Below are 4,826 nucleotides of genomic sequence, written 5' to 3'. Positions count from 1 at the left end.
TCGGCCAGCAATACGCTGGCATCCCATTCACGCCAGCGCGCGCGGTCTTCACCCAGGTAGCGGCTGAAGGCCTTTTCGCCCCACGGGCAATCCATCGGGTTGCTGATCGGCGAGAACGCGGACACCGAGCGGTACCGCCCCGGGTTGCGCAAGGCGCACACCAGCGCACCATGCCCGCCCATGGAGTGGCCGCTGATGCTGCGCTCGGCCGATGCCGGGAAGTGCGCCTCGATCAGCACCGGCAACTCCTGCACCACGTAGTCGTGCATCCGGTAGTGCTGGGCCCAGGGTTGCTGAGTCGCGTTGAGGTAGAAGCCGGCACCCAGGCCGAAGTCCCAGGCACCGTCCGGGTCACCCGGCACCTGCTCGCCACGCGGGCTGGTGTCCGGGGCAACGATGATCAGCCCCAGCTCGGCGGCCAGGCGCTGGGCGCCGGCCTTCTGCATGAAGTTCTCGTCGGTGCAGGTCAGGCCGCTGAGCCAGTACAGCACCGGCAGCTTCTCACCCTGCTCCGCCTGCGGCGGCAGGTACACGGCAAATACCATGTCGCAGCCCAGCACCTTGGAGTGATGCCGGTAACGCTTGTGCCAGCCGCCGAAGCTCTTCTGGCAGGAGATGTTATCCAGGCTCATGGCTCACCTCAGAAGTGGATCACGCTGCGGATGCTCTTGCCTTCGTGCATCAGGTCAAAGGCCTTGTTGATGTCTTCCAGCCCCATGGTATGGGTGATGAAGGTATCCAGCGGAATCTCGCCCTTCTCGGACATTTCCACGTAGCTTGGCAGCTCGCTGCGGCCGCGCACGCCGCCGAACGCCGAACCGCGCCAGACGCGGCCGGTGACCAGCTGGAACGGACGGGTGGCGATTTCCTGGCCGGCACCGGCTACACCGATGATCACAGATTCGCCCCAGCCCTTGTGGCAGCATTCCAGCGCCGCACGCATCAGCTGGACATTACCGATGCATTCGAAGGAGAAGTCCACGCCGCCGTCGGTGAGGTCGACGATGACTTCCTGGATCGGCCGGTCGTAGTCTTTCGGGTTGATGCAGTCGGTGGCGCCCAGCTGGCGGGCGATCTCGAACTTGGCCGGGTTGATGTCGATGGCGATGATGCGCGAGGCCTTGGCCTTCACCGCACCGATCACTGCCGACAGGCCGATGCCGCCGAGGCCGAAGATGGCCACGGTGTCACCCGGCTTGACTTTGGCGGTATTGAGCACCGCACCGATGCCGGTAGTGACGCCGCAGCCCAGCAGGCACACCTTCTCCAGCGGCGCTTCCTTCTGGATCTTGGCCACCGAGATTTCCGGCAGCACGGTGTACTCGGAGAAGGTCGAGGTACCCATGTAGTGGAACAGCTGCTGGCCCTTATAGGAGAAGCGCGTGGTGCCGTCCGGCATCAGACCCTTGCCCTGGGTGGCACGGATGGCCTGGCACAGGTTGGTCTTGCCCGAGAGGCAGAACTTGCACTTGCCGCATTCCGGTGTGTACAGCGGGATCACATGGTCGCCGACGGCCACCGAGGTCACGCCCTCACCTACCGCTTCGACGATCGCGCCGCCTTCGTGGCCGAGGATCGACGGGAAGATCCCCTCCGGGTCGGCACCGGACAGGGTGTAGGCGTCGGTGTGGCAGACACCACTGGCGACCACGCGCAGCAGCACCTCACCCGCCTTGGGCATGGCCACGTCGACTTCGACGATTTCCAGGGGTTTCTTGGCTTCAAAGGCTACGGCAGCACGGGACTTGATCATCAAAGGTCTCCAGACAGAGTGGCGATTCAGGCTGGCAGTGTAATTCACCCTCATTTGATGAATAATCCGGGCCAAGACAAAACATTATTGCCATACAGGGATAATCCATGAGCAGCCGCTGGGAAGGCATAGACGAATTCGTCGCCGTGGCCGAGTCGGGGCAGTTCACGGCGGCAGCCGAACGCTTGGGCGTCTCCTCGTCGCACATCAGCCGGCAGATAGCCCGGCTGGAAGAGCGCCTGCAAACACGACTGCTGTACCGCAGCACCCGCCGGGTAACCCTGAGCGAGGCCGGGCAGACCTTTCTCCAGCATTGCCAGCGCCTGCAGGATGGCCGTGAGGAAGCCCTGCGCGCCATGGGTGACCTGGCCAGCGAGCCCAAAGGGCTGCTGCGCATGACCTGCGCGGTGGCCTACGGCGAGCGTTTCATCGTGCCACTGGTGACGCGGTTCATGGCGCTGTACCCGCAATTGCGGGTGGACGTTGAACTGAGCAACAACACCCTTGACCTGCTGCATGAAGGCATGGACCTGGCGATCCGTCTGGGCCGGCTGGCCGACTCGCGGCTGGTGGCCACCCGCCTGGCGCCCCGACGCATGTACCTGTGTGCCTCGCCGGCTTACCTGGAGCGCTATGGCCGACCGCACAGCCTGTCGGAGCTGGCGCGGCACAACTGCCTGGTGGGCAGCTCGGACTTGTGGGCGTTGCAGCAGGACGGCCGCGAGATCAGCCAGCGGGTTCAGGGTAACTGGCGTTGCAACAGCGGTCAGGCGGTGCTGGATGCGGCATTGCAAGGCATCGGCTTGTGCCAGTTGCCGGACTATTACGTACGGGAACATTTCAACAGCGGCGCATTGGTCTCGCTGCTGGAGGCGCACCAGCCGCCGAATACTGCGGTATGGGCGTTGTATCCGCAGCAGCGGCACCTGTCGCCGAAGGTGCGGCGCCTGGTGGATTACCTGAAGGAAGGGTTGGCGGGGTTACCGGAGTATCGCGGGATCTGATTGCAAAGCGGTCCGCTTCGCGGCCCAATCGCCGGCAAGCCAGCTCCCACAGGGTCCCCACAGACCTGAGGGCATCGCGGTTACTGTGCGAGCTGGCTTGCCGGCGATTGGGCCGCGAAGCGGACCCAGCGAGCTCAGCGTCTACCCGACCAACGCTGGCGCAGCCACTCCAGGTCTTCCGGCCGGGTCACCTTGATATTGTCACTGCGCCCTTCGACCAGCCGCGGCGCCTGGCCGGACCATTCGATGGCGGAGGCCTCATCGGTCACCACTACATCCGACACCAGGCACTCGGCCAGCGCCCGGTGCAGGGCCCCCAGGCGGAACATCTGCGGTGTATACGCCTGCCAGATCGTACTGCGATCAACGGTGGCGCTCACTCGTCCATTGCTGTCGGCACGCTTCAGGGTATCGCGTGCCGGCACCGCCAGCAGGCCGCCCACCGGGTCGTCCGCCAGCTCCGACAACAGCTTGTCCAGGTCGCTGCGCGCCAGGTTCGGCCGCGCGGCATCGTGCACCAGCACCCAGTCGCTGTCCGCCGCCCCTTGGGCATGCAGCAACAGCAACGCGTTCAGCACCGAGTCGGCACGCTCGCGGCCACCCGCCGCGCGCTGGATGCGCGGATCACGGGCGCAGCGCAGGCCGGGCCAGTAGGGGTCATCTTCGGCAATGCTGACCACCACGCCCTTGAGCGCGGGATGGCCAAGAAAACAGTCGAGGCTGTGCTCAAGAAGGGTCTGCCCGGCCAGCTCCAGGTATTGCTTGGGGCGGTCGGCAGCCATGCGGGCACCTACGCCCGCAGCAGGAATCACGGCCCAGAAGGCCGGCAAGGTATCGATCATTTCTGTGGCAACTGGAAGAGGGTTTCGCCCTCTTTGACCATTCCCAATTCGTGGCGAGCCCGTTCTTCAACGGTCTCCATGCCTTTTTTCAACTCCAGCACTTCGGCATCGAGCACGCGGTTCCGCTCGAGCAGGCGCTCGTTTTCGGCATGCTGCTCGGCGATCTGCTGCTGTAGCTCGGTCACTTGCGCGAGGCTGCCATTACCCACCCACAGGCGGTACTGCAGGCCACCCAGCAGCAGGAGCAGGACGAGGAACAACCAATAAGGACTGCGCATGATGGTATCCAGGTAAAAAAGACCGCCGCACGCTTTTCAGTCATGGGGTCCAGTTCGGGGTTTCGAATAGCACGAAGCCTGGCCGAGGCCAGGCTTCGCAGACAGAAACCCGTTGGAGGATTGTAGGAAAATTCAGTACGAACGTTCCTACAGCTCCGGCGACTGTCTTTTTACCATCTCTTGCTTAGCCGCGAAACTCGGTACGACCACGGTATACCGCTTTGGCACCCAGTTGCTCTTCGATGCGCAACAGCTGGTTGTACTTGGAAACGCGATCGGAACGGCACAGCGAACCGGTCTTGATCTGGCCGGCAGCGGTACCCACGGCCAGGTCGGCAATGGTCGAATCTTCGGTTTCACCGGAGCGGTGCGAGATCACGGCAGTGTAGCCGGCAGCCTTGGCCATCTGGATGGCTTCCAGGGTTTCGGTCAGCGAGCCGATCTGGTTGAACTTGATCAGGATCGAGTTACCGATGCCCTTCTCGATGCCTTCCTTGAGGATCTTGGTGTTGGTCACGAACAGGTCGTCGCCAACCAACTGAACCTTTTCGCCGATCTTGTCGGTGAGAATCTTCCAGCCTGCCCAGTCGGACTCGTCCAGGCCGTCTTCGATCGAGATGATCGGGAAACGCTCGGTCAGGCCTTTCAGGTACTCGGCAAAGCCTTCGGCGTCGAACGACTTGCCTTCGCCAGACAGGTTGTACTTGCCGTCTTCGTAGAATTCTGACGCTGCGCAGTCCAGGGCCAGGGTCACGTCGGTGCCCAGCTTGTAGCCGGCCTTCTCGACGGCTTCGGCGATGGCGGCCAGGGCGTCTTCGTTGGAAGCCAGGTTCGGCGCGAAGCCACCTTCGTCACCTACGGCGGTGTTCAGGCCACGGGCCTTGAGCACGGCTTTGAGGTGGTGGAAGATTTCGGTGCCCATGCGCAGGCCGTCGGAGAAGGTCTTGGC

The 4,826-nt window shown here is 63.5% G+C and carries 4 protein-coding genes and 2 pseudogenes; 1 reads left to right on the top strand and 5 read right to left on the bottom strand.

All coding sequences use genetic code 11. The annotated features are described in order from the left end of the window. Positions 1 to 617 (bottom strand): annotated as a pseudogene (gene fghA / locus HP547_RS01935) (S-formylglutathione hydrolase); the annotation flags it as partial. Between the two features lie 23 nt (positions 618 to 640). Further along, positions 641 to 1,753 (bottom strand): S-(hydroxymethyl)glutathione dehydrogenase/class III alcohol dehydrogenase, encoded by a 1,113-nt coding sequence (locus HP547_RS01930; protein WP_016712915.1) that lies wholly within the window; start codon positions 1,751 to 1,753, stop codon positions 641 to 643. A 107-nt stretch (positions 1,754 to 1,860) separates the two neighbouring features. Between HP547_RS01930 and HP547_RS01925 the strand changes: the two genes are divergently transcribed. Beyond that, positions 1,861 to 2,757 carry a LysR substrate-binding domain-containing protein gene (locus HP547_RS01925; RefSeq protein ID WP_172219560.1) on the top strand — a complete coding sequence of 299 codons (897 nt, stop codon included), beginning with the start codon at positions 1,861 to 1,863 and terminating at the stop codon, positions 2,755 to 2,757. A gap of 134 nt (positions 2,758 to 2,891) precedes the next feature. On the opposite strand, the gene ispD is transcribed toward HP547_RS01925, so the two are convergent. The 3 genes and pseudogenes from ispD to eno form a co-directional block, all read right to left on the bottom strand. Further along, on the bottom strand, positions 2,892 to 3,599 hold the full coding sequence (gene ispD / locus HP547_RS01920) for a 2-C-methyl-D-erythritol 4-phosphate cytidylyltransferase (protein WP_172285377.1): 708 nt from the start codon (positions 3,597 to 3,599) through the stop codon (positions 2,892 to 2,894). Next, a complete protein-coding gene (gene ftsB, locus HP547_RS01915) occupies positions 3,596 to 3,877 on the bottom strand; it encodes a cell division protein FtsB (protein WP_172219556.1) in 282 nt (93 codons plus the stop codon). Before ftsB ends, ispD begins: the two co-directional genes overlap by 4 nt. A gap of 184 nt (positions 3,878 to 4,061) precedes the next feature. Continuing rightward, positions 4,062 to 4,826: pseudogene (gene eno, locus HP547_RS01910) on the bottom strand (phosphopyruvate hydratase); the annotation flags it as partial.

Origin of the sequence: Pseudomonas sp. CM27, from assembly GCF_013179515.1 — a bacterium.
In the GTDB taxonomy this organism is placed as follows: domain Bacteria; phylum Pseudomonadota; class Gammaproteobacteria; order Pseudomonadales; family Pseudomonadaceae; genus Aquipseudomonas.
Note: the sequence above shows the minus strand (reverse complement) of the source record. Positions and strands in the feature narration are given on the sequence as shown.

Coding starts and splice junctions, on each gene's coding strand:
- HP547_RS01930 (WP_016712915.1), bottom strand. CDS start 1,753: ATGATCAAGTCCCGTGCTGCCGTAGCCTTTGAAGCCAAGAAACCCCTG.
- HP547_RS01925 (WP_172219560.1), top strand. CDS start 1,861: ATGAGCAGCCGCTGGGAAGGCATAGACGAATTCGTCGCCGTGGCCGAG.
- ispD (WP_172285377.1), bottom strand. CDS start 3,599: ATGATCGATACCTTGCCGGCCTTCTGGGCCGTGATTCCTGCTGCGGGC.
- ftsB (WP_172219556.1), bottom strand. CDS start 3,877: ATGCGCAGTCCTTATTGGTTGTTCCTCGTCCTGCTCCTGCTGCTGGGT.